This window comes from Janthinobacterium darwini (assembly GCF_051380905.1).
GTDB lineage: Bacteria > Pseudomonadota > Gammaproteobacteria > Burkholderiales > Burkholderiaceae_D > Janthinobacterium.
Genome location: NZ_JBNYXX010000001.1, coordinates 2336138 through 2361641, shown reverse-complemented (window position 1 = coordinate 2361641; position 25504 = coordinate 2336138). Strand labels below are relative to the sequence as shown.

The following is a 25504-nucleotide window of genomic DNA, read 5'->3' as shown; positions in this document are numbered from 1 at the left end:
CCTGCCACATCGTCCCAAGTCCCTGTTTTCTATCCATTCCTCACCTCGTGTAACGCTGGCATGAAATATGCACAGATGTAGCAGGACGCGTACCGGGAATGAGGGCGTGCGTCTCTTGTTGTCATCGCGACGATCAACCATTGAGGAGCAAGACCATGAACGCGAACGTCGGCAATATCGATCGTGCCATTCGGATACTGTTGGGGCTGGGCTTGATCACCGCCACCCTGGCTGGCGCCATCGGCGTCTGGGGCTGGCTGGGCGTCATTCCCCTGGCGACAGGCATCTTCCGCTTCTGTCCCGCGTATCTGCCGTTTGGCATCCGTACCTGTGCGGTGAAAAAATGAAACTGGGAAGGGAGGTTGAAACATGATCATGCATGCTGGCGGCTATCGCGCATTGACGCAGTCGGTGTCACAACAATTGGCGACCCTGCGCACCGATATTCCCGACGTGATGAAAGGCTTTGGCGATCTGGCGCGCGCGGCAACGCGCGATGGTGCGCTGGACAAGAAAACCAAGGAGTTCATCGCGCTGGCCCTGGGCATCGCGGCCCATTGCGATGCCTGCATCGGATTTCATGTCCAGGCTCTCGTCAAATTGGGCGCTACCCGGGCCGAATTCGAAGAGACCCTGGGCATGGCCATCTACATGGGCGGCGGCCCGTCGGCGATGTATTGCGCCTATGCGCTGGCGGCGTTCGAGGAGTTTTCCGTTCCTGCGTGAGCCGCATGCTGCTGCCGCGCATTGCCTTTGGCCTCAGGCCGCAATGTGTCACTTTAGTCTCGCAGCGATTGATCTATGTCATGAAGGGCCAGTGACGTGACTGCCCGCAGTCGCGTACATTGGCCGGTAGTGGCGACACTTGCCGCCATGAGCGTGTGGCATTAAGCTGCCGCAATATCGACCGGATTGCCACCATGGGAGTAATTTTCATGCAACGAACCGCACTCGTCACTGGTGGCACCCGAGGCCTGGGCAAAGCCATTTCGCTCGCATTGCAAGCAGGCGGTCATCGGGTCGCCGCCGTCTACCACAGCAATGCGGACACCGCCGCTACCTTTTCCGAGGCCACAGCGATTCCCGTATTCCGATGGGATGTCAGCGATTTCAACGCCTGTCGCGACGGCATTGCCGCCGTGGAACAGCAACTGGGACCCATCGATATCCTGATCAACAATGCCGGCATCACCAGCGATGCGCTATTGCACCGCATGGACCCGGATCAGTGGTGGCAGGTCCTCAATACCAATCTCGGCTCGATGTTCAATATGTGCCGTCATGTCATGGAAGGCATGCGGGCGCGCGAGTTCGGCCGTATCGTCAATATCAGTTCGGTCAATGGAGAGAAGGGCCAGCTTGGGCAGGCCAACTACGCCGCCGCCAAAGCCGGTATTCTCGGCTTTAGCAGGGCGCTGGCGCTGGAGGGTGCGCGCAAGAAAATCACGGTCAACGCGGTCGCTCCCGGCTATTGTGATACCGACATGGTGGCCGAGGTCGCCCCCGATGTCTTGCAAAAAATCATCGCCGGCATCCCCGTTGGCCGGCTCGGCACGCCCGAGGACATCGCGCGCCTGGTGGCATTCCTGGCCGACGACGCCAGTGGCTTCATCACGGGGGCAACCTTTGATGTCAATGGCGGCCAATACATGGGCTAGCGCTACCCGTAGCCGCGCATGCGGCTTGACGCGGTGCAGTGGCGTCTTTGCGGCACGCCGGGGATGGCTCGCATGATCTCGCTGACGGTCAATGGGCGGGCTGTTGACGTCGAAGAAGGCGCGACCTGCCTCGATGCCGCCAGGGAGCCAGGCGTGCATATTCCCACGCTTTGCTACTATCCGCGCTTGCCCACTCATGCCGTGTGCCGCATGTGCCTCGTGCATGTCGCAGGCCAGCCGCAGCTGCAGCCGGCCTGCATCACGCTGGCAAAAGCAGGCGACGTTGTCGAGACGGCATCGAGCGACCTGCAAGCATTTCGCGCAATGGATGCACAATGGCTGCTGGCGCGCCATCCGAACGATTGCCTGCGCTGCGAAGTCAACGGGTCTTGCCGCTTGCAAAGCCTGATCGGCGAAAATGAATGGGTAGAGCGCTGGGAAAAGATGCCGCGCGGCTCGGTGGCGCATCCCGAGCACCGCTTGATCGATCATACCTCGCCGAGTATCTGGCGCGACCTGTCCAAATGCATCGAATGCGGCCTGTGCGTGGAAGCGTGCGGCGCGTCGGGACAGAAGCAATACGTGATCGGCTTTGCCGAACGCGGCTCGGGGCGCTTGCCGGTGACTGTATTTGACCATACCCTGGCCAATACTCAATGTATTTCCTGCGGTCAATGTACGCTGGTCTGTCCCGTCGGGGCGCTCGTCGAGACGCCGCACTGGCATGCGGTGCTACACACCCTGGATGCGCACAAGCGCGTCTCCGTGGTGCAAGTTGCGCCCGCCACCCGCGTTGCCATCGGCGAAGAATTCGGCATGCTGGCCGGCACGGTCAGTACGGGAAAAATGATCAATGCCTTGCGACAACTTGGTTTTGACTACGTGTTCGACACCAATTTCGGCGCCGACCTGACGATCATGGAAGAAGCCAGCGAGTTGCTGGCGCGTATACAGGGGCAGGCAGGAAACGCGCAGCCCTTGCCCCTGTTGACTTCCTGTTGCCCGGGATGGGTGAACTGGGTGGAAATCAACCGGCCCGACCTGCTGGACCACCTGAGCACGACCCGGTCGCCGCAGCAAATGCATGGCGCCTTGACGAAGCGCAGCGCCTTCGCGCGCACGCTCGGTCCCGCCTTTGCCGAGGGCAGGGAGGAGCCTTACGTGGTCAGCGTCATGCCCTGCACGGCCAAGAAGGACGAGGCGGTCCGGCCCGGCCTGTCCGGCGATGTCGACCATGTCCTGACCACGCGGGAACTGGCCAGGATGATCAAGTCGCGCGGCATCGCCTTTCATGCGCTGGCCGACGATGGCGCATTCGACGACCCCTTGGGGGAAAGCACGGGTGCCGCGCAGATTTTCGCCGCGTCGGGCGGCGTCATGGAGGCCATGCTGCGCACCGCCGCCTACTTGCTCGGCAGGCCAGAGCCGCTGGCGCTGGAGTGGCTGCCACTGCGCGGCATCGGGCCAGGGATCAGGACAGCGCAGATCGCCGGCTTGGGGGCGGTCGCCATCTGCAATGGCATCGCCGCGGCACAGCATCTGCTGGAGACAGAGGCCTGGCGCGATCAATTCGTCGCCATCGAGGTCATGGCCTGCGTCGGGGGCTGCCTGGGCGGCGGTGGCGAGCCCAAATCGATGGATCCCCTGGTGCTGGACAAGCGCATGCGGGCGATTTACGCACTCGACGAGCAGGCAGCGCAGCGCAGTGCACATGAAAACCGGGCCGTGCAAACCTGGTACGCCACTGAGCTGCAGGAACCCCATGCCGTCCAGGCGCGCGCGCTGCTGCACACAAGCTATGCCGCGCGCAATTCCGGGCGCCTGCTGCTGATGCAATTTCTCGATTGCGTGGACCGGCGCGACGGCGCGCAGGCGGCAGCCTTGCTGCATCCCGATGCGTGGTGGTCGACGGCGTCTCCATTCGGCGACGTTCACGGCGCCAGCGCGATCCAGGCGCTGATCGATACAAAGTTGCCTCCACGCAAGTATGGACCGGCGTTCGCCCGGCACCGGATGGTATCGGGCGCCGATGTGGACGACCTGGCCGTCATCACCCCGATGGGCGAGCTGTGCAGCTTCAGCGTGGAGGTTGACCGCAGCCAGTCACCGATGGTGATCAGCAGGCTGGTGCGCACCATGCGCCAGGAATGCGTTCTGTTGTCAGCTGCGGCAGATCCGGCCCTCCTGGCAAAGGGAACGGGGTGAGACAGCGGCTTTCCGTGGTGAAATGGCTGGCGCCGCCGCGCTTTCCGGCATAAGGATCCCTGCGCCGTTTGATGTGCATCATTCATTTTCCTGTAGCAAATCAATATCATAAGTTCAAGCATCTATCCGGGTGCCGGTCAACAGGGAGGGAACATTGTCATGGTTAATCGTCTGACTCGATTCGATCCATTTTCTGACATCGCACGCTTCGAACCCCTGAACGGCATCGAGGACTGGTTTCGCGATTTTCAGCTTCGACCCTCCTTGCGCGACTGGAATGTGGAGCCGCGCATCAAGATCGATGTGTCGGAAACGGATGTGGCGGATACCGTGAAGGCGGAGATTCCCGGCGTGAAGAAGGAGGACATCAAGGTGGACGTCGAGGGCGGTGTCGTGTCGATCACGGCCGAATTGAAACACGAGAGCGAAGTGGAAACCGGCAAGTTGCTGCGTACGGAGCGTACATACGGCGAACAGCGCCGCAGTTTTACGCTGGCGCAGGATATCGACGATGCCAAGGTGGTCGCCAGTTATGCCGACGGCGTGCTGACCCTCAGTTTGCCGAAAAAAAGTGGCAAGGCAAGCCAGCACATCCCGATCAGCTAGGACTGTTGCGCGGCGGGTATGAGGCTGTCCTGACATGCGCGCCAGCGTAGGAACTGCATGCCGGGATGCAACAGGAACGTTGCCGGGGGAGGGGGCGCCGCATGCTGCATCCCATGTGGGCAATGTGGCTGCGACGAGCCACCGGGCACTTCCAGTGACGCCAGGGCCGCGTTCACTGCGCATCGTTTCCGTCTTGCTGCATCTGTATGCCGAGTGAAAAGGGCGAGTCTATGTCTGCTACGGTGCGTTCTGCCACCCATCCAGGGTGGATTGTTTTCCGGAAATTTTCTCTGGTCGCGTTGGCGGCTGGATGTGTAGTGCTGGCATGCCTTTTTATCCTGGCGATCCAGTTGTCGACCATATGGCGCGCGCGCGAAGTGCGGTTGCACGAGGCGGGCGACGCGGCTGCGAATGTCAGCCAGGCGGTCGCACAGCATGCCTATGACACGCTCAAGGAGGTCGATACGCTGTTGCTTGGATTGGTCGAGCGCGGCGACATTTTGGGGCCGTCAGACATCGATCGTTCCCGCATGCAGGCGTTGTTGAGGAGCCGCGTCGCCGAACTTCCCCAATTGCAGGCAATCGTCGTGTTTGCCGATGACGGCAGGGCGCTGATCAGTTCCGGTACGGGTATGCCACTCCATTTCGATAGCGCAGACAATGAATATCTTGGCCACCATCGTCAGCAGAATGATTTGCAGCCGTATATAGGAATGGGGGTGGGAAACCAGGCAAATGGTGACTGGATCATGGCAGTGTCGCGCCGAATCAATCTGCCCGACGGGCGGTTCGGCGGCGTTGTGCTGGCTACCCTCCGCCTCGACTATTTTAGGAAGTTCTACGAAGAGTTTTCCATCGGCGAGCAAGGGGCGATCCTGATGCAAAGCGCTGCTGGCCGTATCGTGCTGAAAAGGCCATTTGATGGTGACCTGCCAGAAATTGAGACACGGCCATCGACTTTCTTTTCGGAAGCCCTGGCGGCGGTGAAGCTCAAGGAAACGCGCGCCAGCCAGGGGCAAGACGGGAAATCAAGGATCATCAGCTATCGTAAAATCACCGACTATCCATTGGTCGTATTGACTGCCTTGTCACAGGATGAAGCCTTGAGGGCGTGGCGTAATGATGGCTGTCTGCAAATTGCGGCGTTGAGCGCCCTGATCCTGCTCATCGGATTTTTGGGCTGCCGCATGATCAGGCAGCTGACTTCGCGCCTGATCATCGAGGAGGAATTCAAGGAGTCGAGCGATGAATTAAAAGTATCCAACCAGCTTCTGACGCACCTCGCCCTGCAGGATGGATTGACGGGCTTGGCAAATCGACGCAGTTTTGATGACGCATTGACTGTGGAGTTCAGTCGTGCCCAGCGCGCGGGAAATTCCCTGGGCCTGATGATGATCGATGTTGATTTTTTCAAGCAATATAATGACCTTTATGGCCATGTGGCCGGTGATGAATGCTTGAAGAAAATTGCCTGCGTGGTCGCCACAGGCATGCGCAGGGCGGGCGATATGGCGGCACGCTATGGCGGCGAGGAAATGGTGTTGTTATTGCCAGGATCGGATATCGCCGGAGCCGTATCGCTTGCGGAAACCATACGTCATGGCATAGAGAGTTTAGGCATTTCCCATCTTGGCAGTCCCCTGTGCAAGGTGACGGTAAGTATCGGGGTGGCGGTGTTCCCCCTGATTAAAATGGATACGATGGCCATTACCCTGCTAAATGCTGCCGACCATGCCCTGTACAAGGCCAAGGCCTCGGGGCGCAATAATGTATGTACCTGCGATTCGCGCGAAAAGAAGTTCTTCCGCAGCAATGCCGTTGAAATCAATGAGAACTGGTGCCAGGAATATGTGGCACAGGCAGACGTGCGTTCGGAACGTTAGCGACGGCTGCCAAGCAGATCCGCAAATGGCATGAGAACCAGCTTGTCCATCGGGGCGAGAAAATTCCAAAATATAACATTCTATTTTTGATAACTGTGTTGTTGTCAGGCTCAGTTATTCGCCTCATTGATGTAGATCATTCATCTGCCGTGACTGTACCTATTTGGAACGATACAGTACACATCAGCAAGCACCCCATTCACCCTTCCCCAGCAACGGCTTGGGTCGACCCAAGGCAGAGCCCAGCACAGCGGGCATATGCACAACGATAGGAAGCTCTCCATGCATGCAGATATCTGGATAGTTCGGAACGGTAGCGATTATCTCTTGTTGCATGGCCATTTGCGCCTGCATTCCACCTTGAACGGCGAGGGTGCCGCCTATGTCGAGGTGGCGGACGAAGGTATCGTCAAGATCACCTGCGTATCGGGCTGCCTCCAGGTCGATTCCGGTAATGCGCTGTCACCACTTTGTGTTCAGGGGGCAACAGTCAAGCCCCTGGGCGAAAACCTGCCCAACGCTTGGTGACGGACAGCGGCCTGGCGAGCCACGGCGCCGGGCGATCACATCGATCCATGCGGGTTATTCTGGCCGCATGTTGTGCAAAAAAACGGCATATTTTTTTCGCGACTATGACTGAGCTCGCTATTGCGCTAATATAAATTAGATTGCTTGTTAGTACATTCCATCCATGAACCTTGCCAAGATGTGATGCGGCAGGGGGACAACTTGCTAACGATGGATATGGTTAACGAATTATGTGCGCGAAGCGAAGAAAGTATTTTGCCGCTCCCTTTCAGACTGAGCAATATTGGCACTCATTGCGTCAGCATGCGGAGCAGCGGCTGAAATTACAACAGGGATCGTCCAGGCGTCTCTCTCATGAGCGTTATCCCGCGTCGCTGCAAGCAGTGCGGCGAGAAATGAGCGTGCGGGAGATCGAGCTGGAAATGCAGAACGATGAACTGCGTGCCGCCCAGGCCGCATTGAAGAATACTGGCGAATTGTATAACCGCCTGTACGACCAGGCGCCCGTCGGCTATGTCAGCATGGATGCCCGCGGCATCATCATCCAGTCGAATCTCACCGCTTCGGCCTTGCTGGCCATTTCGCCGGAAATGCTGCCTGGCCAGCCGTTCACGCGTTTCATTGTGCCGGATGACCAGGATATCTTTCACTTTTTACGCCAGCGCCTCCTCGCTGGCACCGCATCGTGTTCGGCCGTACTGCGCATGAAAAAGGGCGAGGGTGCCACATTTTCAGCGATGGTGGAGGCCAAGCTGAGCCAGGAACATTTTGGGCCCGGCGTCGTTTTGTTGGTACTCAATGATATTACCGAGCGCACCGTGGCGGCGGCACAGCTGCATGCCAGCGAGGAACGTTTTCGCGGTGTGTTTGAAAACGCCACACTGGGCATGATCATTGCTGACATGCATGGCAGCTGGGTCAATGTAAACCGGGCGCTGTGCGAGATGCTGGGCTACACGGGGCCGGAACTGCTGGCGAAGGGATACCTGAAACTGACGCACCCCGACGACGTGGACAATAGCGTGCAGTTCGGGCGGCGCCTGTGCAGCGGCGAGATCGGCAGCTATCGCATCGAAAAACGCTATGTGCACAAGGATGGCACTGCCATCTGGACCGTGCTCAGCGCCACGACGGTATGCGATGCCACCGGGCTTACCCGGCAGTACGTGGGTTTGGTGGAAGATATCAGCGTGCGCAAGCTGGCATTGGAAACGCTGGAACTATCGCATGAGAAACTGCGCCAGTTCATCGCCCACCAGGAGCGCGTGAAGGAAGGGGAGCGTATACGGATTGCCCGGGAAATGCACGATGAACTCGGTAGTGTATTAACTGGGGTCAAGGCCCACCTTTCCGTTGCTCTGATACATGACCAGCGCAATGGCGGCACGCTGCAACCCCGCCTTGACGATGCCTGTGCCTTGCTCGATACGGCGACCGCTGCCGTGCGCAGGGTGATTACCGAACTGCGCCCCAGCGTACTCGACCAGCTTGGTGTCTGGGCAGCGCTGGATTGGCACGCGGAGGAGGTCTGTGCCAGGGCGGGACTCATTTGCCATGTCCGCCTTCATCCTGAAACTGTTCTGCTGGAGATCGACCCCGAGCGCAGTACCGCCTTGTTCCGTATCTTGCAGGAAGCGCTCACCAATGTCGTCCGCCATGCCGGGGCAACGCGGGTCGACGTGCGCGTCAGTCATGCCTACGCATCGATCCGGCTGGAAGTGGAAGACGATGGCAGGGGCATGGATTGCGAAAGCCTGTTGACGGCCAACTCCTGGGGGCTGGCGGGCATGCGGGAGCGCGCCCATCATTTTGGTGGCGATATCCGTTTCATGGCGGTCGAGCGTGGCACCTTGCTGGTTTTGCAGTTGCCGATACGGGGGGGCGCGTGAGAAGCGGAAAAATCAGGGTGCTGCTGGTGGACGACCATGTTGTCGCCCGCAACGGCATTCGGCTGATGCTGGGCACGGATGATGGCATCGAAGTTGTGGCCGAGGCCGAAACTGCGCGTGCGGCATTGTATCTGCTGCAGTCTCAGCAATTTGACCTTGCCATTGTCGATATCGGACTCCCCGATCAGAACGGTTTGCAATTGCTGAAGCAATTTCGCCGGGAGCAACCACGCCTTGCCGTGCTGATGCTTTCCATGTATGCCGAGACGGTGTACGCCGTGCGGGCCCTGCAATACGGCGCTGCCGGCTATCTGACCAAGAACTGCAACGCGTCCGTACTGCTCGGGGCGGTACACAAGGCTGCCTCCGGAGGGAAGTACATCAGCTCGGCAGTGACGGAAGATCTCGCCGACATGATCAGTGGCAGCAGGATGGCCTGGCACGAGAAACTATCGGACCGCGAGCTGGAAGTCCTGCGCCTGCTTGCCGCCGGCGAAGACCTGGCTGATATCGCGCAAATATTGCATTTGAGCATTAATACCGTGGGGACTTACCGGGCACGCCTGTTGGAAAAGACGCGCGCCAAGAACAATGTGCAGCTGACGCGCTTCGCCATCGAACATGGCGTCGGTCCGCCGATTCTTGGCGGCGCTTAGCCTGTGCGCCGGCACCGATGCAAGGCCGCTGGATCCGGCACTGCATCGATGTGGCGCTGCTCAAGCCTGCTTCGCTGTCCTTGAAATGGAGGCCAGTATCGCCGTGGTGTGCTCCGTGAGCGATTCCATGCCTGCCACTGTTTCCATGCTTTCGCCGTTGGCCAGCGCCGCGATGGCGGCATGATTGAGGATATGCAGGTCTTTGCCGTCCGTGCTGATCCAGCCCTGGCGGCGGAACTTCGACATCAGGCGACTGACGCTTTCCATCGTCAAGCCGATATAGTTCCCGATGTCTTCACGTGACATCAGCACCGTGAAGTCGTAGCGCGAATAACCCCGGGCCGCGAAACGGTTCGACAGATCCAGCAGGAAAGTGGCAAAGCGCTGCTCGGCCGAGCTGCCCAGGAAGCGCATGACGCGCTGGTCGCGATTGATTTCCTCACTCAAGATGCGGTGGAAATGTTGTTGTAGTGCTGGAATGCTGGCGCACAGGATCTGCAGCTGGGCAAAGGGAACTTCGCAGACCTCGCTATCCTCGAACGCCATCGCATTGCTGTCATGAATGCCGTTACTGATGGCGTTCATGCCCAGAATTTCGCCTGCCATGTGAAACCCCATGACATGCTGCTTGCCATGTGCGCTATCGCGGAACGTCTTGAACTGGCCGCCGTGAATAATGTACAGGCAATGAAAGGGTTCGCCTACCCGTATCAGCAGCTCATTGCGTTCCACCCAGTGGCGTTTGCCGATAATTCTGTCGAGCTGAGCGACGCCGCGCTCGTCCAGGCCAAATGGCAGGCAGCGCAGCTTCGAACTGCATTTCGCGCAGGTATTGTTTGCCGCGTAGTTTTTCTCTGGCAACGATTGACAGGTCGAGAGTTGGACGTTCATGGGATCCTCTTATTGCTGTTCATGGTTTGCATTGAGCGTCTTGTATTTCTGATTACATTTTTTGCTACATGCTTAATAGTATGTGCGCACACAAGCACCGTGCATATAAGACTTAACCCCTGCCTCGCGTAGCAATTTCCTCATATCGAAGAGTAGGGGAATCCCTGCAAGCATCCTTGGCCCCCTACGCATGGGCTTTGTTTGCCGCGCAGGCACGCCGGTTTCAGCTTGGCGTTGACGCCGCTTGCCGTTGGGCGCAGAATCAAATGCATGAAAATCATCGATTCACGCTAGGCTAGGCATGTTCAGGACGTCGGTCATGGAAGCGAAAAACATTCGGGTGCTCTTGGTTGACGACCATGCCATCGCGCGCAATGGCGTGTCGCTGATGCTGGGCACGGCAACGGACATTTGCGTTGCCGCCCAGGCGGCATCCTTTGACGACGCGAGCGAACGTATTGCTTCCGAGGAATTCGATGTCGCCCTCGTTGACATTGCCATGCCAGGCAAGAGCGGTTTGCAACTATTGCAAATGCTGCGGTTGACCAGGCCGCGCATGCCAGTGGTGGTACTGAGTCATTACTCGGAGGAAGTCTATGGCTTGCGGGCGCTGCATTTGGGAGCAGCGGGCTACCTGACCAAGGATGTTTCAGCCGACGTGCTGGTGCAGGCCGTGCGCAAGGTGGGATCTGGAGGGAAATATGTCAGCGAGGCAATGGCGGAGCGGCTGGGAATGCTGGTTGCGCAGGGGCCGCTGGGTGCGCACGAGAATCTGTCCGAGCGCGAATTGCAAGTGTTCCAGCGCATCGCCGCTGGCCAGTCGCTGGTGCAGATCGGCACCGCATTGAATTTGCGCCCGAATACCGTTACCAGTTACCGTGCACGCGTTCTGAAAAAGATGAAAATGGCATGTAACGCCGATTTGACCCGCTATGCGCTGGAACTTGGCATGCTGTAGGCTACTCAGGGCTCTGTCGGCAGGGAAGCCGCGTCACACGCGCGCCATGGGACGGGACGTTCAGTAACGACTGAACGTTGTGCTGCTGACTTGGGGGCAATGATGAAACTGACGTTCTTGGGCGCGACGGGGACGGTTACTGGTTCGCAATATCTGCTCACCAGCGGGAGTGAACGGATTCTCGTCGATTGCGGCCTGTTCCAGGGGTATAAGCAGTGACGCTTCGGCAGAAGACGCGGCATCGGTCCGGCGCGCGAAGCGCTCGACGTGCTGGCCGTGTTGCAGAATCACAGCGGTGGGCCGGATGACTTGCGCCAGCGGGCGCTGGCCGCAGGCTTGCTGGAGCTCGCCGGCAAGGCGTCCCAGGGTGCCGGCACGGTCATGGCCATCGACAACCGACTGCTGGCCCGGACCGCCAGGCTGGGCCGGCGCACCCAAGACGCCGGCGGCAGGCATGGTATTTCATGCGCCGCTAGGTACGCTGGTGGCGGTGGGGCAACCGCTGTTTACCTTGCACGCAGGCTCCCCCGGCGAACTCGCGTATGCGCTTGCCTATGCACAGGCGCAGGATAATCTCGTCACGATCGGCGAGGCGGGGTAGGCGCCGGTCTGGCCGGCGCTGGACCAGGCTTCCGCGCGTGCTCAGGCGGCACGAAAGACCAGCACCGGCAGAGGGCTGTGCACGAGGACTTTGTGTGTTTCGCTGCCCAGCAGCACGCCTTTCAAGCCGAATTTGCTATGCGTCCCCATGGCGATCAGGTCGCAGCCGTTTGCCTCGGCCGTCTCGAGTATTTTTTCGTGGGGGTGATCGGAGCGCGTCAGGAAGGTGCCACACTCGACACCGGCTTCGCGCGCCTGCCCGCAGACGAAATCGAGCACTCTCTTGCCGTTCTCCATGCTTTCGTCCAGATAAGTTGTGCGGGTCGCCTCCAGCATCTCCGTATCATGGCTGAGGACGTGAAAATCCGGTACCACATGCAGCGCGGTAATGCGCGCGCCGCACGAGCGCGCCAGCGCGATGGCCGACAGCAGCGCAGGCCTCGAGGCGGGCGAACCATCCGTTGGAACCAGTATGTGCTTGAACATGGTGCTCTCCTCAAACTTGTTGTGGTGCGTCCAGTGTGACGTTGATAATGCAGAGTAACCATGATCCTGATCATTCTGGCGACAGCAAATGTATGCCTGGCATGGGCTGCCATGCCGGGTGATGGTCGGTATTGTCGCTTGCCGTACTCGCACTTCCTTTCGATGCAGGATGCTGCCCTGCGGCAATCTGATGCAGGGCAGGGCGGTCGAGCAGGCGAAGCTGGCGATATCTGACGGAGATGATGCCGAGCTCCTGCAGGTGCGAGATCATGCGCGTGACGGTGGCATGCGTCAGGTCAAGATAGTCGGCAATCTCCTTGCGCGACAAGGCAAGGTGCAATTGAGGCACGTGATCGTTCTGGTCGCCGCCTTTCCAGGCCTGGTGCGACAGGAACTGCGCGAATTTCTGTTCCGCATAATCACACCGGACCAGCAGGCCCAGCTCCTGCTGTTGCCCCAATTGCTTGCTCAGCCGCCATTCCAGCGAACGCGCAAGTCCAGGAAAGTGCCGCGCCGCTTCAATGAGTTGGGGATAGGAAAACTCGCACACTGTGCTGTCGCAGAGCGCCGTCGTTGAGTCGGTGTAGCGATCGAGGTCGAGACTGTCGAGTCCCAGCAGGTCTCCTTCACTGGCGAACCTGGTAATACAGGGTTTTCCATGCTGGTCTGCCTGAAAGGACTTGAACTGGCCACTGCGAATGGCATACCAGCGACCGCGCACCGGTTCATTGACACCTTGCAAGGCATCGCCCCGCACCAGGTGATGCTGCTGCAGCACCAGGCCACTGACCCTGCCGCAGTCCGCGTCGTTCATGTCTGCTGGCAAGCATACGCCGCGCGTGCTGCACTCGGAGCATGGAAGAGGAGAGGCCGCATCGCTGGCGGAACTGGAGGTCTCGTACATGATTAGCTCGTCGAAGAGTGGCTGATGGCAAAGGGGGAGCGGGCAGCATGGGGTGAAGCGGGGTGCGCGGCAGTGGCGATCGTTTCCATTGCGCCGGCATCAAGGAGCGCGATATAGCGGTTTTCCAGCAAAATGAGGCCGGCTTGCTTGAAGTGATGCATAACCCTGCTGACGCTCTCCGGCGACAGGTGCAGGTAGTTGCCTATGTCGCAACGCGACATGGGCAAGCGATAGCATGGCGGCGTGCCCTCCTGGCGGGTGTGCCTGGCCCGCTCAAGCAGAAAAGCGGCCAGTCGCTGCTCGGCCGTGGCCTGATGCATTTGCACTGTGCCTGCGCGCATTTCCCGGATGCTCAATGCGAGCAGGTGGTGCAATATGGTCTGCTGCTGGCGCAATATGGCGTAGCTGATCACATACACTTCGCTGTCTTCCAGCGCCACGGCGGTACAGGGATGCCAGTCAAGCCCGATACTGTCGAGCGCAAGGAAATCCCCGCGGGCAGGGAAACAGGTGATTTTCCTTGCCCCCGTCTCATCCGTACGATAGTGCTTGAAACTGCCGGCGTGTATGAAAAACACGCAATCGGTGACGCGATCTCCAGAACGATACAGGCTGGTATTGCGCCTGATCCACTGGCGCTGCCCACCGGCGATGTGATCGGGAAACCCGCGAGCGGCAGGTGTAGTGTCATTGTGCATTACGTCCTCGCTTGCCAGGGCGCGCGAACCAGCCGCCTGTGCACTAAGATAGTCAGGGAAACCATCGCCTCATGCTCCCGCCGCTAGCGGTCCGGCATTGCGCAGTCGTTGAGCGACAGGGACACGAATGGCCCCGCTTCCACGCCGGTCTGCAGCCCTGTGCCCAGTTTGAAGAAGGCGGGAGCGCTCCAGCTGCCATTCTCCCGCTTGCGCAGCAGTACACCGGTGCCGCCGCTGGCGCCGAAGGCCAGCGTGGCGCGGCGGCAGGAGGGCAGTATGAAGACCCCTTTCGACCAGCGCAGCGCTTCCGTCATCAGCGTATCCTTTTCCAGCAAGGCCACAGCAGTGCGCGCGTTGTCGACATGCTCATTTGCCGTCGCTTGCAACTGCACTCTTGCGATTTCCTGGTCGGACGCAAGTCCATCCTTCGGCTGGGTTAGGGCGAGCATGGGAACGCAAGCGAGCAGGATGCCGCACAGCACGCTGCCAAGCGGTTTTATATGGGCAATCATGGCCTTACTCCTGTTTTAGGGGGGCAACTGCCTTTCACACTACAGGCAGGCAGCCACCGCTTGCCATGATCTGTATCAATACCGCGCTTGAATAGTGTTGTGCAGCCCCTGTGCCATCCGCGATGGCTGTCACCCGGGCCAGGCCTGCGTCTGCCGATTACCGTCGCTCTTGATATCGATCATTGTTCGGACAGACAAGTGGAAATTCACCCTTTATAGTGAGCTTGGGTACACGGTTGCCGCTGCCCGCGAACGCCCGGCGATACGGCGACGGGAGCTTGGCCAGCCGATTTTCAGGTAATGGAGGGGAAGTGAAGAAAAATGCACTGACAAGCGAACCTTTGCCGTTGATGGGGCCGGGTACGTTCGAACTCGATGCCGATATCAGTGCCCTGGGCATGGCCCTCATCGAGGTGTTGAAATTGCGCCAGTCGCAGCGCGAATTCAGCGAGCACGAGCTGTCCTGGTACCGGCTCTCGCGCCTGCTGTGGGCCGCCGATGGCTGCAACCGCCCCAGCACGGGCCATCGAACGGCGCCATCCGTTTGCAATGCGCAGGAAATTGAGATTTATGTCGCCATGTCCAGCGGCCTGTACCGATATGATCCGGTGGCGCCATCACTGCGGCAACTGAGCACTGTCGATATCCGGGCCGTGACGGGGAAGCAGGATTTCGTGGCGACGGCGCCCGTCAACCTGCTGTATGTCGCCAATTTGTCGCGGATGCCGCCCGAGGAGCAGGCCAGGCAGTTGCTGTTTGCCGCCCTCGACGCCGGTCACATCAGCCAGAACGTGTACCTGTTTTGCGCCGCCGAGGGCCTGGCGGTGGTATCGCGTGGCTGGTTCGACCAGGGAGAGCTGGCCGCGGCCATGGGCTTGGCGGATGGACACCACGTGATGCTGGCGCAATCGCTTGGCCATCCGCTGGCTGTCGCGGCGCCACCGCGCTACTCCTGAGTGTCGGGGCGGCTGGGGAGGGCATGCGGCACCTGACTAGGACGAGCCGATTTTCTGCCACTGCTTGTAGCCGTCATAGAGGGCCGAACTGCCGCCTTCCACCAAGGTGCGTTGCATGTCCAGCAGGATGGCGAACAGATTCACGCGGTAATCATCGCCCAGTGTGCATTGCGCTTGTAAACTGGCAGCATCGAACTCGTACAGGTGGGCGACGCCTTTCTCTTGCACGCGCTGGAGCAGCGTGTTCATGTTTTCCTGTGACAAGTCTTGCAGGTAATGCAGTGTCAGGCGCGCGGCGTCTGCGCCATTGTCGAGTGTGTGCTCCGCCATCGCATGGTAGTGATCGAGCAAGCTGCTGCTGCCCGAAGTGAGCAGCTTGGCAAAGTTGATGTTGATGTCGGGCATGTTGGCTCTCCGGCGTAGGCGTGTCGCGGCACGCAGGGTTTGCTGCGGGAAACGCAGTGATGACGTCAGTGTAGTAGCCGGCATCCGCAGCGGAAGGCGGTGAATTGATGCGTATCAAGCGCGACATTAATCTGCCATGCCCCAGGCGCAAAGCCGGTGACGCGCCATGTATCAGCTGACAGCAAATAATTCGGTGTGGCCGAACCCCAGTTCATAGTTCAGCAAGGAAATGACGCTTGGCTTGATGCGCAGGAAGACGAGGCCAGGCCACGGCGCGGCCGTGCTGGCCCCCATGACGTCGCGCAGCTGGGGAAAGCGAAACAGCATCAGGTCGGCCACCTGCTCGTTTTCGCTGGCATTGTCGACCAGGGCTGCCGTGCCCGCCATGGAAAGGCCGCGGATATGCTGCCAGTCATGGTACGGGGGCGTAATGGCCAGAGAAACCTTGTCGTGCTGCCGGATATTATGCGCTTTCTGGCTGTTCAGGCCGATGCTGCAATACAGCGTCAGGTCGTCGTGCACGTAACTGACCACCGTCGTCTGAGGATAGCCATCCGGACGCACGGTGGCCAGGGCCATGTCCGGCGTGGCTGCGAGTACATCGGCAATGAACTGGCGATGGGATGAGTCCAGCGGCATCATGATGGCTCCTTGACGCAATGCACGGTGGGCGCACTGGGCCCGGACTTTGATAGTAGTAAGTTGCACGGTGTTTGGCAAGGCGCCAGATCATGTGCCTGCGATGTTGCCCGGCCGGCGTGCCGCAGACGCCAGCGACTTTGTAGCGTTAATGTGATATGTCTAAAAGTACCAGGAAGGCAACGTTATCGCGACGCGCTACAGTGGACGGGTGGCAGCGCGAACATGCTGCTCAAACTACATCAAGGTGCGGCAGCCATGACTCAGCGTAATCGCAAACGGCAGGCGCGTATCGAGCAGCTGGAGCAGGAGCCGGGACACGATGGGCGGCAGCGGGAAACCGTAGCGCCATGCGCACTGAAGGGCTGCCGAATCCTCGATGCCGGTGTCCCACCCATATGGGCGGACGCTTCAGTTGCCAACCTGAAGCTGGTTCGTGACGGCAGTGATGCCAGGCGCCATCCAGGCCGCGCGCTCGACCTCGTCGCGTTCAGTCCAGGAACGTACCTTGCCGCTCAGGATGACCGCATCGCCATCCGCCTCGACCTTGATGCCGCTGGCCTCGATCAGGGCGCTGCGCTTGAGGGCTGCCTGGATGCGCGCCTTGATATCGGCCGGGATGGCCTTGTGGCTGATATCGATGGCGCTCTTGATGCTGCGTATGCCATGGACATGGCGCAGTGCCAGCTGGGCGTGCTCGCGCTGGTAGTTCCAGTCAACCGTGCCTTCCAGCCTGACATGGCCATGCTCGACGATGACCTTGATCGTTTTTGACGACACGGGCAGTTGCAGCGCGATGGCGGCGATGGCATCGTGGGCAATTTCCGCGTCCAGCCGCGAGTGGGGGCGCACCTCGATGTCATTGGCCACGCCCAGCACGCCAGCGAGGCATTGCGCGTCGCGCTCGGCGTGCAGCTTGTGGCTGTAGGCATGCACAAAGCCCGACAGCGTGACGACACGGTCGTTGACCGAGACGCCGATGTGGCTGGGATTAATGCGTGCATCCCACAGTAATTCCTGTTCGACTTGCGCCTTGATGTCGTTGTCGGTGATCATGAGTGTGCTCCCTGGAGGATGAAAAGGCGCTTGCTGCCTGCGCCTCGGCATCAGCAGTGCGCAAGCGGCCGGGCGGCGACGCCGCTCAATGGCCCAGCAATACCGGCGAGCGTGACTGGCTCAGCAGGCTTTGCGTCGTCCCGCCGAGCACCCATTCCTGGAAGCGGGCCAGCTGTTCCCGCGCCGCGTCGCGCAAGGGCTCGTAGTCTATCGGCGGGGGCGGCGCCAGCGTTACCGCCCCGTAGACCAGGTAATCGAGTTGCGGCCCGCCGCTGGCCACAGTGCCTATCAAATGCGAGTCGGCTTCGCTGGCGAGTGCCGCCGCCACTTGCAGGCGCCGTTCGAAACCGGAAAACTGGTCGGCATACATCAGGATGGTTTTGTACATGGTGGCCTCCAGAAAAGACTTACGATACGTGTTTCAGCCTTGCCTGTAATGAGCGCCAACTGATCCAGGTCAAGCCAGCCATCAATTCATGGGTTTTGGGAACTGGCGCCGGGCAAGCAGTGATCCGGATCATGTTTTCTGGCGGAGTGGCCATGCTAGGATCACTGCCGGAAAGCTGATGCACAGCAAGAAGTGGCGGTTTGCCCGCAGCGTCTGGCCCCAGGAGGAAAGCATGTTGACCGATGCTGAAGTCAAGCAGAATGTAGAGCATGAACTCAGCTTTGTTGCCCGTATAGGGCCGCCTTCCATCGTGGTGTCCGTCAATCACGGTGTCGTCGCCTTGTCGGGACGCGTGCATTGTTTTCCCGACAAGATGCGGGCCGGGCGCTGTGCCGCAGGCATGGCCGGGGTGGCTGGCGTGCTCAATAACATCGAGGTGGCGCTGTTGGGCGAGAAGCGCCCGGATGCGGACCTGGCGCGCGCGGCGGTGGCGGCCGTCAAGGCGCAATTTCCCAGCTCCGCCGACGCCATCGCGGTGCTGGCACAGCACGGCATGCTGCGGCTCGAAGGGACGCTGTGCTGGAACTATCAGCGCAAGCGGGCCGAGGAAGCAGTGTATGCCTTGTGCGGGGTGCGCGGCGTCGAGAACCGCATTGCCCTGGCGCCCGCAGGCCCTTGCAGTGAAATACGATGGAAAAGACGGCTGCCTTCCCATGTCAATGGCGACATCCATGCTCTCCGGCGAAACCCGGCCGCGCAGGGCAACGCTGTGCGATTCGGCGACAATGTAGCCAGGCAGACCGGTGTACTGCCCCTCGTCGCGCAGGGGCCGATGCACATGCCGCAAAGCGAGCAGCAGTGGCCGGATAGCAGGCAAAGCCACGTGGAGGAGTACGAGGTTTTGCGGCAAACCAGGCTATTGCGCCGTCTGGCCCATCGCCTCGACAGCGAAGGTGCGCCGGTGCAGGTCATCGTCACCGATATTTCACGCATCATGCTGGTGGGCGACCTGGCCTACAAGTTCAAGACGGCCCTGCATCGCGACGTGCTCGATTACAGTACCCTGTCAGCGCGGCGGTATGCATGCGAGGAAGAGTTGCGCTTGAATCGGCGCCTGGCGCCGGAATTGTACCTGGGCTTGGCAAGCATTACCGGTACGCGGGCCTGTCCCGCCATCGACGGCGAGGGCCCGGTAATCGAGTACGCCGTGCGCATGCGTCGCTTTGAGCAGTCCGCCCTGTGGCAGGCGCGCTTGAATGCCGGCCAGCTAGGCGTGGATGAAGTCAGCGCTCTTGCGTTGTTGCTGGCGGATTTTCATGCGGGCGCTGCGCGGGCGACACGCCAGTCGCCCTGGGGCAACGGTGCATTGATCGTTGCCCGCACCCACGAGGATGTGGCTGGCATTGCCGCCGTACTCGACGACACGCGCCAGCGAGCCATGCTCGACGAGATTGCTGCCTGGTTGACGTGGCAGGAGCAGGCCCTGGTGCCGCTGTTTACGCGCCGCAAGGCTGATGGCTGGGTGCGCGAATGCCATGGTGATTTGCATTGCAGCAACATCCTGACCCTGGCCGGACAGGTTCGCGTGTTTGACGGCATTGAATTTAACACCGCATTGCGCTGGATCGACGTGGCGCAGGACCTGGCGTTTGCCTGGATGGACTTGCAATGCCAGGGCCGCCGCGGTCTGGCCGCCCGCTTGCTGAACGATTATCTGGAGCGTTGCGGTGACTACGGCAGCCTGGCGCTGCTGCCGTATTACCGGGTGCAGCGGGCACTGGTGCGCTGCAAGGTGTTCCTGTTGCGCTCCCGGGCTGGCAGCCGTGGACGCTCTGCGGCGTTGCTGCAGGCGCAGCGCTATCTGGCCTTCGCGCATGCGTGCATCGCACCGGCCTCGCCGGCGCTGCTGATCTCCTGCGGACTGGCCGGCAGCGGCAAGTCATGGCTGTGCAATGCGCTGGTCGAAGGGCTGGAGGCGGTGCGTATGCGCTCGGATGTCGAGCGCAAGCGCCTGTTTGCGGGGCCGGCCGCCACCGGCACCACAGCTTCGCCTGCGCAGGGGATGTATGACCAGGCCGGTAACGCAGCGACCTACCGGCGGCTGGCGCAGCTCGCACAGCAAGGGCTGGCGGCCGGCTTCGTGATGGTGGTGGACGCCACTTTCCTGGAGCGCCGCCGGCGCCTGGCCTTTCGCGCCTTGGCGCGCCGCAGCCAGGTGCCGTTCCTGCTGCTGCACGTCGATGCGCCGCTGCCCGTGCTGGCGTCCCGTCTGGCCTCCCGTGCGCGAGCCGGTACGGACCCATCCGATGCGGACATGGCCGTTCTCGCCGGCCAGATCGAGCGCTGCGCCGGGCAAGGCTTGCGTCCGGACGAAGCGGCTGACGTCATCGAGATCGCCAACGGCCCCGAATTTGACGCCGCAGCGTTGGCGTTGCTGCTGGAACAGCTGCGCCAGGCCTTGCTGCGGCGCGCCGCAGCATGCGAGCCGCATCGGAACACGACATGATCTGCCCCCACGGGAGCCGTGTGGTGTGAACTGCTGAAGCGGCTCCGACGCCCATCCACTGGGACTTGACCCGGCGCCCACGGCCCGGAAGCGGTGTGCTCAACGCGAACAAGCGCCGAGGGGGCGGTTGATCTACGCTCTGTTTGCGCAATGTCTCTTTTTAACTGTGGATACAGCAATATTCTTTTAATTTATTAAAAAGCAAAATTTCATATTAAAATTACTACTTGGTTGCCAGGGCTGTGCCAACTTGGCTAGTCACGAATCACTGACACGGTGATTTTTGCCGTTGTTATTTGTATGTTGATAGTCAGCTTGCGGCCGCCGCGACAGCCTCCAAGCCCAGTACCGGACAGGGAGTGATGATGCAATTGAAGACCCCCGGCGTGTATATCGTCGAGCAGGATGCATTTCCCAATACGGTCATCGAGGTGCCCACGGCAATACCGGTGTTTCTTGGCTACACCGAAAAGGCTGTCGATGGAGCGGTTCCCAAGGCAGGCATTCCCACCTGTATCGGCTCGCTGCTGGACTATGTGCGTATCTTCGGCGGCCCACCGGTATCGAGGTTTTCGCTGGCCCCCAGCGTCGACCAGGAGACCCTCACCGCCGCATTGGCGCAGCGGTTTTTCCTTTATCACGGTGTGAAGCTGTACTTCATGAACGGCGGCGGACCGGCCTACGTGCTATCGCTGGGAACTTTTGCCAGCGTCCAGGCTAATGGCATCCAGGCCTCGGATTTCATGCCGGAGCCTGATCCCGCTATTGATAGGGTAGCACCGTTCGATGCCTTGGAAAAAGTGCCGGAGGTGACGCTGATCGTGGCGCCAGACAGCACCCTGCTCGATAGCGCAGACGATTGCTACAGGTTCTGGCAGGCGGCGCTCCAGCATTGCAGCACGATGCAAAGCCGCATGGCGCTGATCGACATCCATGGCGGCGGCACGAAGCGTAGCCATGACCCGGACGGTGATGTTATTTCCGGCAAGAACGATGGCTTTCGCGAGAAAATCGGCAGCAATTTCCTCAATTACGGCGCAGCCTATTATCCGTGGCTTAATTTTGATGTGGTTGACGCAGGCAGCATTAGCTACGACAACCTGACAGACGCAGGGCTGGCGGTGCTGGCTGACGCGCTCAAGGGCGAACTGGCGGCGATGAAGCCGCAACCCTCCGCGCAGATGCAAGTCCGCATGAGCACCCTGTATGCAGCCATCCAACAGCGGCTGCCTGCCGACGCCGTTGCGCTGCCAGCCGGCACGGAAAGCCGCACGGCGGTGATCGCGCGCGGCCATCAACAGCTCATGTAGGTGAGTCCCCTGTACCAGCGCGTGGCGGCCGACATGCTGACGCTGGCCAACCAACTGCCGCCTGCCTGCGCCATGGCTGGCGTGTACGCACAGACGGATGCAAACAGGGGCGTGTGGATGGCGCCGGCGAACACCAGCATCGTGGGGGCGGTCTCGCCGATGGTGGATATCTCGCAGGACGAGCAGGAGGATCTGAACATGCCGCTCGACGGACGGGCGGTCAACGCGATCCGCACCATTCCCACGCGTGGCCTGGTGGTGTGGGGCGCCCGCACGCTCGATGGCAACAGCGACGACTGGCGCTACATCAATGTGCGGCGCACGCTGCTCATGATGGAGCAATCGATCAAGAACGCGATGCTCGCCTATATCTTCGCGCCCAACGTGGCTACCACCTGGGTGGCGGTGCAGAACATGATTTCCAACTTCCTGATCAACTTGTGGGCGCAGGGTGCGCTGGCCGGCGCCAAGGCGCAGGATGCGTTCAGCGTCCAGGTCGGTCTGAACAGCACCATGAGCAGCGACGATATCCTGAACGGCTATATGCGCGTGTCGGTACGCGTGGCATTGGTCCATCCGGACGAATTCATCGTGCTGACATTCCAGCAGCAACAGCCGGTTTCCTGAGCGCTTATTGAGGAGTCATTATGATGGCAGGTGAAGCGCAAGACGCAGGCATATGGCCGTTGCCGAAGTTCCATTTTTCGGTGGACATCGGCGACATGAAGGACCTGGCGTTCCAGGAAGTGAGCGGATTGGAGGCGGAGGCGCAGATCATCGAGTACCGCGCCGGCAACAGCAAGCAGTTTTCCGGCGTGAAGATGCCCGGCATCGCCAAATGCGGACATGTCACGCTGAAGAAAGGCGTTTTCGCCAGGGACAACAGCTTCTACGCCTGGTACGCGCAAATCTCGATGAGCCTGATCAAGCGGGTAACGATGGTGATCAGGCTGCTCGACGAGAAGGGCAACCCGACCATGGTCTGGACCTTGCAGAATGCCTGGCCTACCAAGGTCAGCGGCACCGACCTGAAAGCCGACGGCAACGAGGTGGCGATCGAGACGCTGGAAATCGCCTACGAGAGCCTGGTCATTGCTGTTCCGCCGCCACCCGGGGGCGCCGCATGAACGTTTCGCCGCTGGACGGCGAGACTGACCTGGTGTCGATGACGGTCATGCTGAACGGGCATGCCATGCCAGATGACTATGTAGTCGAATGCATGCACGTCACGCGCGAGGTCAATCGCCTGGGCACGGCCCGCATCGTGCTCGCCGACGGCGATCCATCGATGGGGGGATTCAAGCTCAGTACGGCAGACACGCTGGCACCCGGCGTGATGGTGGAGGTCAGAATGGGCTACCACCAGAACACCAGCACCGTGTTCAAGGGCATCATCGTCAAGCACGGCGTGAGGATGGCCCAGCAGGGCCGTTCGCAGCTGGTACTGACCTGCACCGACAGTGCCGTCAAACTGACGGCGGGCCGCAAGAGCGCCGTGTATCGCGGCCAGTTCGAGGCCGATATCTGGCGGGCACTGCTGGAGGCGCAGGGGCTGACGCTGGTGCAGGGCGGGGCAGCCGGAACAGGGGAGGGTGCGGTGGCAGAACCGTCGGACCTGGTGCGCTATGACAGCAGCGACTGGGACTTCATGCTGGCCCGCGCCGAGGCTGGCGGCCTGGTGCTGCTGGTGGACGACACCGAGGTCGCCATCGGTGCGCCGGTGCAAGCCGACAACGGCTGCGGGCTGCTACTCGCCTATGGCGTGTCGATGATCGCGCTCAATGTCGAGATCGATGCGCGCAACCAGCTCAGCGCGGTAAGTGCCGGCGAGGTGCCCGGCGCAGGCGTGCGCGGTACGGTGAGTTTCCAGGGCAACGCACTGGCGGTGCCGGGCAAGACCATCAAGCTTGCCGGACTGGGTGGGCGCTTCGACGGCGACGTGTACATCACCCGTGTGGAGCACACGCTGGAACAAGGTAACTGGGTGACCGAGGTCGCTTTCGGCCTGCCGCCGCGCTGCTTCGCCAGTGACGACGCGCAGGTGCATGCCCCGGCCGTGTTGGGCTTGCAGGTTGGCAGCGTGCTGCAGATCGAAGCCGCCCCCCAGGGCCAGCTGCGCGTCCGTGTCAGCTTGCCCATGCTTGACGCCGAAGACAAAGGCGTGTGGGCACGGCTGGGCACGCCATACGCGACGGACCAGGGCGGGTTGACGGTATTGCCGGAGGATGTCAGGAAGATCACCACCATCAGCACGCCGGGCGGCCATACGCTGGTGCAGGATGATGACGGCCAGTCAAACACCATCACCGACTCGGATGCGAAGATGGTAGCCATGTCGAAGGAGGGCGTGGCCCAGTGCAGCAAGACCAGGCTGCCCCTCAGCGCCGACGGGGACAGCGAGATCACGGCCGCCAGGGCGCTGGAGGCCGAGCTGGCCTGGCTGGATGCCGTCATCGCGTCGTCGATGGCGCATCATTTCCAGCACGCCGACGCTCCTTGCATGCTGCTGGAGCCGCCCAACTTGCCGGCGCACGCGCCGTATGCCTTGGCGTTGCACAAATGGGGGCTGAGTGCCGAGGAGCGGCTGGTGCTGATACTCGCGCTGGCGCCGCATGTGCGTCCGCAGGCGCTGGACAGTTTCCTGATTCGCAACGCCAACCTGGATTTGCCGTTCAGCGAATTCGGCGGGCAGGGCGGTAGCCACCGGGGCTTCTGGCCGACAGCCGAGACCGCGTCATTTCTGCTGGCCGGCGACCGGCTGGCGGCACGCGTGGCCACGCAGCGCCTGTTCGGCGCCGGCGCGCCGCTGCGCAGGCTGGGCTTGCTGGCCTGGGATGAGTGGCCAGCCGACGGCGCTGCGCCCCGGGCCCTGTTCGATCACCCGCTGACACTGGGACGCGATGCGCTGTCGTTGCTGGTCACCGGGGAGTCTTGCCAGCCCGACTACGACGGCGACTTTCCGGCCCGGCGCCTCAGTACCACCTTGGACTGGGACCAACTGGTGCTGGCGCCGCAGCTGCAGGACCAGGTGGACGAAATCCGCGCCTGGATCGAACACCGCGACACGCTGCTGCGTGGCTGGGGATTGGAGTGGCGCATCCAGCCGGGCTTCCGCAGCCTGTTTTATGGCCCGCCCGGCACCGGCAAGTCGCTCACCGCCGCGCTGCTGGGCAAGCAGAGCGGCTTGCCGGTGTACCGCATCGACCTGTCGATGGTGGTGTCGAAATATGTCGGCGAGACGGAGAAAAACCTGGCGCGCGTGTTTGAACAGGCCGAGCAGCAAGACTGGATCTTGTTCTTCGACGCGGCTGATGCACTGTTCGGCAAGCGCAGCGGCGGCTCCGGCGTCAACGGCCGCTACGCCAGCGAGGACGCTGCCCGCCTGTTGCAGCGGATCGAGGATTACCCAGGCGTGGCCATTCTGGCGACTAATCTCAAGGACGATATCGACGAGGCCTACGCGCGGCGCTTCCAGTCGATGCTGCATTTCCCGATGCCGGACCGCGCCGAGCGCCTGCGGCTATGGCAGGACGCCTTTGCGCCGCCGTGCCGGCTGGCGCCGGACTGCGTGCTCGATGTGCTGGCCGATGAATTTGAACTGAGCGGCGGCGCCATCATCAACGTGCTGCGCTACGCGGCGTTGGCTTGCCTGCGACGCGGCAGCGAGGAAATCGGCATGGACGACGTACGCCAGGGCGTGCGGCGCGCGTTGCGCCAAGACGCTTGCCTTCCCCTTCTGGAGAAACGATGTTAGGGCAGAGCGTTTCCTG

27 protein-coding genes are annotated in these 25504 nt (G+C 61.0%); 17 read left to right on the top strand and 10 right to left on the bottom strand.

Going from position 1 to position 25504, the window contains the following annotated elements:
* The first annotated feature begins 155 nt into the window (after window positions 1–155).
* From ACQ4WZ_RS10870 to ACQ4WZ_RS10830, 9 genes are all read left to right on the top strand, one after another.
* Window positions 156–347, top strand: a complete 192-nt coding sequence (locus ACQ4WZ_RS10870) for a YgaP family membrane protein (RefSeq protein ID WP_101480995.1) — start codon at window positions 156–158, stop codon at window positions 345–347.
* Between the two features lie 28 nt (window positions 348–375).
* Window positions 376–726 carry a carboxymuconolactone decarboxylase family protein gene (locus tag ACQ4WZ_RS10865; protein WP_436573881.1) on the top strand — a complete coding sequence of 117 codons (351 nt, stop codon included), beginning with the start codon at window positions 376–378 and terminating at the stop codon, window positions 724–726.
* A 209-nt stretch (window positions 727–935) separates the two neighbouring features.
* On the top strand, window positions 936–1658 hold the full coding sequence (gene phbB, locus ACQ4WZ_RS10860) for an acetoacetyl-CoA reductase (protein ID WP_101480996.1): 723 nt from the start codon (window positions 936–938) through the stop codon (window positions 1656–1658).
* Window positions 1659–1730: 72 nt separating this feature from the next.
* On the top strand, window positions 1731–3863 hold the full coding sequence (locus tag ACQ4WZ_RS10855) for a [FeFe] hydrogenase, group A (RefSeq protein WP_436573401.1): 2133 nt from the start codon (window positions 1731–1733) through the stop codon (window positions 3861–3863).
* A gap of 159 nt (window positions 3864–4022) precedes the next feature.
* The gene (locus ACQ4WZ_RS10850) at window positions 4023–4469 is read left to right on the top strand and encodes an Hsp20/alpha crystallin family protein (protein ID WP_436573400.1); all 447 of its coding nucleotides are present in this window, start codon (window positions 4023–4025) and stop codon (window positions 4467–4469) included.
* Between the two features lie 230 nt (window positions 4470–4699).
* Complete coding sequence (locus ACQ4WZ_RS10845) at window positions 4700–6352, top strand: sensor domain-containing diguanylate cyclase (protein WP_436573399.1); 1653 nt, start codon at window positions 4700–4702, stop codon at window positions 6350–6352.
* Window positions 6353–6634: 282 nt separating this feature from the next.
* Complete coding sequence (locus ACQ4WZ_RS10840; protein WP_436573398.1) at window positions 6635–6880, top strand: hypothetical protein; 246 nt, start codon at window positions 6635–6637, stop codon at window positions 6878–6880.
* A gap of 230 nt (window positions 6881–7110) precedes the next feature.
* A complete protein-coding gene (locus ACQ4WZ_RS10835) occupies window positions 7111–8769 on the top strand; it encodes a PAS domain-containing sensor histidine kinase (protein ID WP_436573397.1) in 1659 nt (552 codons plus the stop codon).
* Window positions 8766–9425, top strand: coding sequence for a response regulator (locus ACQ4WZ_RS10830; protein WP_101481002.1), 660 nt, complete (start codon window positions 8766–8768; stop codon window positions 9423–9425). Before ACQ4WZ_RS10835 ends, ACQ4WZ_RS10830 begins: the two co-directional genes overlap by 4 nt.
* Window positions 9426–9485: 60 nt before the next feature.
* Here ACQ4WZ_RS10830 and ACQ4WZ_RS10825 read toward each other — a convergent pair whose 3' ends face one another.
* A complete protein-coding gene (locus tag ACQ4WZ_RS10825; protein ID WP_436573396.1) occupies window positions 9486–10316 on the bottom strand; it encodes a helix-turn-helix domain-containing protein in 831 nt (276 codons plus the stop codon).
* Window positions 10317–10635: 319 nt separating this feature from the next.
* On the opposite strand from ACQ4WZ_RS10825, the gene ACQ4WZ_RS10820 reads away from it, so the two are divergent.
* On the top strand, window positions 10636–11274 hold the full coding sequence (locus ACQ4WZ_RS10820; protein WP_101484499.1) for a response regulator: 639 nt from the start codon (window positions 10636–10638) through the stop codon (window positions 11272–11274).
* A gap of 60 nt (window positions 11275–11334) precedes the next feature.
* Here the strand turns inward: ACQ4WZ_RS10820 and ACQ4WZ_RS10815 are convergent, their stop codons facing one another.
* A complete protein-coding gene (locus ACQ4WZ_RS10815) occupies window positions 11335–11730 on the bottom strand; it encodes a hypothetical protein (RefSeq protein WP_436573904.1) in 396 nt (131 codons plus the stop codon).
* On the opposite strand from ACQ4WZ_RS10815, the gene ACQ4WZ_RS10810 reads away from it, so the two are divergent.
* Window positions 11642–11875, top strand: coding sequence for a hypothetical protein (locus tag ACQ4WZ_RS10810; RefSeq protein ID WP_436573395.1), 234 nt, complete (start codon window positions 11642–11644; stop codon window positions 11873–11875). The two genes, ACQ4WZ_RS10815 and ACQ4WZ_RS10810, sit on opposite strands and share 89 nt — an antisense overlap.
* 41 nt (window positions 11876–11916) lie before the next feature.
* Here ACQ4WZ_RS10810 and ACQ4WZ_RS10805 read toward each other — a convergent pair whose 3' ends face one another.
* The 4 genes from ACQ4WZ_RS10805 to ACQ4WZ_RS10790 form a co-directional block, all read right to left on the bottom strand.
* Window positions 11917–12360, bottom strand: a complete 444-nt coding sequence (locus tag ACQ4WZ_RS10805; RefSeq protein ID WP_101481005.1) for a universal stress protein — start codon at window positions 12358–12360, stop codon at window positions 11917–11919.
* A gap of 70 nt (window positions 12361–12430) precedes the next feature.
* Window positions 12431–13174, bottom strand: a complete 744-nt coding sequence (locus ACQ4WZ_RS10800; protein WP_436573394.1) for a Crp/Fnr family transcriptional regulator — start codon at window positions 13172–13174, stop codon at window positions 12431–12433.
* A 92-nt stretch (window positions 13175–13266) separates the two neighbouring features.
* Entirely contained in the window at window positions 13267–13962 is a 696-nt protein-coding gene (locus ACQ4WZ_RS10795) for a Crp/Fnr family transcriptional regulator (protein ID WP_436573393.1), read from the bottom strand.
* Window positions 13963–14045: 83 nt separating this feature from the next.
* Window positions 14046–14474 carry a lipid-binding SYLF domain-containing protein gene (locus tag ACQ4WZ_RS10790; protein WP_143452541.1) on the bottom strand — a complete coding sequence of 143 codons (429 nt, stop codon included), beginning with the start codon at window positions 14472–14474 and terminating at the stop codon, window positions 14046–14048.
* Between the two features lie 311 nt (window positions 14475–14785).
* Between ACQ4WZ_RS10790 and ACQ4WZ_RS10785 the strand changes: the two genes are divergently transcribed.
* Window positions 14786–15430 carry a SagB/ThcOx family dehydrogenase gene (locus ACQ4WZ_RS10785; protein WP_208327735.1) on the top strand — a complete coding sequence of 215 codons (645 nt, stop codon included), beginning with the start codon at window positions 14786–14788 and terminating at the stop codon, window positions 15428–15430.
* 36 nt (window positions 15431–15466) lie between these two features.
* Here the strand turns inward: ACQ4WZ_RS10785 and ACQ4WZ_RS10780 are convergent, their stop codons facing one another.
* The 4 genes from ACQ4WZ_RS10780 to ACQ4WZ_RS10765 form a co-directional block, all read right to left on the bottom strand.
* The gene (locus tag ACQ4WZ_RS10780; RefSeq protein ID WP_436573392.1) at window positions 15467–15835 is read right to left on the bottom strand and encodes a hypothetical protein; all 369 of its coding nucleotides are present in this window, start codon (window positions 15833–15835) and stop codon (window positions 15467–15469) included.
* Window positions 15836–16006: 171 nt separating this feature from the next.
* Entirely contained in the window at window positions 16007–16477 is a 471-nt protein-coding gene (locus ACQ4WZ_RS10775) for a pyridoxamine 5'-phosphate oxidase family protein (protein WP_436573391.1), read from the bottom strand.
* Window positions 16478–16885: 408 nt separating this feature from the next.
* Complete coding sequence (locus ACQ4WZ_RS10770; protein WP_436573390.1) at window positions 16886–17530, bottom strand: BON domain-containing protein; 645 nt, start codon at window positions 17528–17530, stop codon at window positions 16886–16888.
* An 85-nt stretch (window positions 17531–17615) separates the two neighbouring features.
* Window positions 17616–17918, bottom strand: coding sequence for a hypothetical protein (locus tag ACQ4WZ_RS10765; protein ID WP_436573389.1), 303 nt, complete (start codon window positions 17916–17918; stop codon window positions 17616–17618).
* 232 nt (window positions 17919–18150) lie between these two features.
* Between ACQ4WZ_RS10765 and ACQ4WZ_RS10760 the strand changes: the two genes are divergently transcribed.
* From ACQ4WZ_RS10760 to ACQ4WZ_RS10740, 5 genes are all read left to right on the top strand, one after another.
* Complete coding sequence (locus ACQ4WZ_RS10760; RefSeq protein ID WP_436573388.1) at window positions 18151–20424, top strand: AAA family ATPase; 2274 nt, start codon at window positions 18151–18153, stop codon at window positions 20422–20424.
* Between the two features lie 362 nt (window positions 20425–20786).
* Window positions 20787–21734, top strand: a complete 948-nt coding sequence (locus ACQ4WZ_RS10755) for a hypothetical protein (RefSeq protein ID WP_436573387.1) — start codon at window positions 20787–20789, stop codon at window positions 21732–21734.
* Window positions 21735–22361: a phage tail sheath family protein gene (locus ACQ4WZ_RS10750; RefSeq protein WP_436573386.1), complete on the top strand. Its 627-nt coding sequence runs from the start codon at window positions 21735–21737 to the stop codon at window positions 22359–22361.
* Window positions 22362–22381: 20 nt separating this feature from the next.
* On the top strand, window positions 22382–22861 hold the full coding sequence (locus ACQ4WZ_RS10745) for a phage tail protein (protein ID WP_436573385.1): 480 nt from the start codon (window positions 22382–22384) through the stop codon (window positions 22859–22861).
* A complete protein-coding gene (locus ACQ4WZ_RS10740; RefSeq protein ID WP_436573384.1) occupies window positions 22858–25488 on the top strand; it encodes an AAA family ATPase in 2631 nt (876 codons plus the stop codon). The genes ACQ4WZ_RS10745 and ACQ4WZ_RS10740 overlap by 4 nt, the downstream gene beginning before the upstream one ends.
* The last annotated feature ends 16 nt before the right edge of the window (window positions 25489–25504 follow it).

What these genes read in the sequence shown, in the direction of transcription:
- ACQ4WZ_RS10870 (WP_101480995.1), top strand. Translation starts at nt 156, where the DNA reads ATGAACGCGAACGTCGGCAATATCGATCGTGCCATTCGGATACTGTTG.
- ACQ4WZ_RS10865 (WP_436573881.1), top strand. Translation starts at nt 376, where the DNA reads ATGCATGCTGGCGGCTATCGCGCATTGACGCAGTCGGTGTCACAACAA.
- phbB (WP_101480996.1), top strand. Translation starts at nt 936, where the DNA reads ATGCAACGAACCGCACTCGTCACTGGTGGCACCCGAGGCCTGGGCAAA.
- ACQ4WZ_RS10855 (WP_436573401.1), top strand. Translation starts at nt 1,731, where the DNA reads ATGATCTCGCTGACGGTCAATGGGCGGGCTGTTGACGTCGAAGAAGGC.
- ACQ4WZ_RS10850 (WP_436573400.1), top strand. Translation starts at nt 4,023, where the DNA reads ATGGTTAATCGTCTGACTCGATTCGATCCATTTTCTGACATCGCACGC.
- ACQ4WZ_RS10845 (WP_436573399.1), top strand. Translation starts at nt 4,700, where the DNA reads ATGTCTGCTACGGTGCGTTCTGCCACCCATCCAGGGTGGATTGTTTTC.
- ACQ4WZ_RS10840 (WP_436573398.1), top strand. Translation starts at nt 6,635, where the DNA reads ATGCATGCAGATATCTGGATAGTTCGGAACGGTAGCGATTATCTCTTG.
- ACQ4WZ_RS10835 (WP_436573397.1), top strand. Translation starts at nt 7,111, where the DNA reads ATGTGCGCGAAGCGAAGAAAGTATTTTGCCGCTCCCTTTCAGACTGAG.
- ACQ4WZ_RS10825 (WP_436573396.1), bottom strand. Translation starts at nt 10,316, where the DNA reads ATGAACGTCCAACTCTCGACCTGTCAATCGTTGCCAGAGAAAAACTAC.
- ACQ4WZ_RS10820 (WP_101484499.1), top strand. Translation starts at nt 10,636, where the DNA reads ATGGAAGCGAAAAACATTCGGGTGCTCTTGGTTGACGACCATGCCATC.
- ACQ4WZ_RS10815 (WP_436573904.1), bottom strand. Translation starts at nt 11,730, where the DNA reads ATGCCTGCCGCCGGCGTCTTGGGTGCGCCGGCCCAGCCTGGCGGTCCG.
- ACQ4WZ_RS10805 (WP_101481005.1), bottom strand. Translation starts at nt 12,360, where the DNA reads ATGTTCAAGCACATACTGGTTCCAACGGATGGTTCGCCCGCCTCGAGG.
- ACQ4WZ_RS10800 (WP_436573394.1), bottom strand. Translation starts at nt 13,174, where the DNA reads ATGAACGACGCGGACTGCGGCAGGGTCAGTGGCCTGGTGCTGCAGCAG.
- ACQ4WZ_RS10795 (WP_436573393.1), bottom strand. Translation starts at nt 13,962, where the DNA reads ATGCACAATGACACTACACCTGCCGCTCGCGGGTTTCCCGATCACATC.
- ACQ4WZ_RS10790 (WP_143452541.1), bottom strand. Translation starts at nt 14,474, where the DNA reads ATGATTGCCCATATAAAACCGCTTGGCAGCGTGCTGTGCGGCATCCTG.
- ACQ4WZ_RS10780 (WP_436573392.1), bottom strand. Translation starts at nt 15,835, where the DNA reads ATGCCCGACATCAACATCAACTTTGCCAAGCTGCTCACTTCGGGCAGC.
- ACQ4WZ_RS10775 (WP_436573391.1), bottom strand. Translation starts at nt 16,477, where the DNA reads ATGATGCCGCTGGACTCATCCCATCGCCAGTTCATTGCCGATGTACTC.
- ACQ4WZ_RS10770 (WP_436573390.1), bottom strand. Translation starts at nt 17,530, where the DNA reads ATGATCACCGACAACGACATCAAGGCGCAAGTCGAACAGGAATTACTG.
- ACQ4WZ_RS10765 (WP_436573389.1), bottom strand. Translation starts at nt 17,918, where the DNA reads ATGTACAAAACCATCCTGATGTATGCCGACCAGTTTTCCGGTTTCGAA.
- ACQ4WZ_RS10760 (WP_436573388.1), top strand. Translation starts at nt 18,151, where the DNA reads ATGTTGACCGATGCTGAAGTCAAGCAGAATGTAGAGCATGAACTCAGC.
- ACQ4WZ_RS10755 (WP_436573387.1), top strand. Translation starts at nt 20,787, where the DNA reads ATGATGCAATTGAAGACCCCCGGCGTGTATATCGTCGAGCAGGATGCA.
- ACQ4WZ_RS10745 (WP_436573385.1), top strand. Translation starts at nt 22,382, where the DNA reads ATGATGGCAGGTGAAGCGCAAGACGCAGGCATATGGCCGTTGCCGAAG.
- ACQ4WZ_RS10740 (WP_436573384.1), top strand. Translation starts at nt 22,858, where the DNA reads ATGAACGTTTCGCCGCTGGACGGCGAGACTGACCTGGTGTCGATGACG.